Source organism: Methanomassiliicoccales archaeon (assembly GCA_014361295.1).
In the GTDB taxonomy this organism is placed as follows: Archaea; Thermoplasmatota; Thermoplasmata; order Methanomassiliicoccales; family JACIVX01; genus JACIVX01.
In genome coordinates, this window is record JACIVX010000107.1 from 1 (window position 1) to 789 (window position 789).

Genomic DNA, 789 nt, shown 5'->3' on the forward strand with positions numbered 1-789 from the left:
TATGACACTTAATTTGTCCTTGTGACGTTGAGCATCCTGTATTATCTTGTTTAATATGTTTTTTATCTTGGCTGCTTTCTGGTCTGTGAACATGGACCCGCTTATATCCACTACAAGTGCTATGCTAGCCCTTGCACCATGTTTTCTGATCTTCTCGCGGAGATCCTCTGGTTCCACCATTATACGACCTTCTGATTTGAGGGCCGCTGCTCTCAATGTTGCATCTATGGCTATGTCCTTCGATTTCCCCTTTAACATTTTGCTCTTTACATATTTCCCCTTCTCTGTTTTTGATTCTACTCTGCTACCATAGAGTCTCCTGTTCTTCTTACCCTTAAATTTCAAGATCTTTTTAAGGTCTATGTCAACCTCCTCTTCTTTTATTGTCCTTTCACTGGGATTTGGCGCCATCTTCAAATCAGCCGAGCCCAAGCTGGGTTGTCTGCTCTCACCACCGTATCCCTTCTCATCCGGCGGGGGGTTCTCACCCCCCACGGCTTCCTCCTCAGACTCTCCAAGTTCTTCCTGTCCCATTTCACCCTTTGCCTTTTGTATTTGCCTTTTCACATCCTGACGGGCATATGATCTTTCAGGTATTCTCTCCCCTAGGACCAGTTCAACAGCCTCTTCAAGATCCTCAGGCAAGACCCTTGTCCTACCATTGTATGCCGCTATAGCCTTTGACGCTTTAAGGATGGCTATGTCAGCCCTGTGACCATCCACGCCAACGTTAACGCATATTCTCGCGATAAGTTCCAATAGTTTCTCATCTATCTTAACATGGGGTAA

At 45.5% G+C, this 789-nt stretch carries 1 protein-coding gene; it reads right to left on the reverse strand.

What is annotated here, in order from left to right; translation table 11 throughout:
* Window positions 1-759 (reverse strand): cobalt chelatase (locus H5T41_11425; protein ID MBC7109369.1); only part of this gene is annotated, 759 nt, incomplete at its 3' end.
* Window positions 760-789 lie beyond the last annotated feature (30 nt).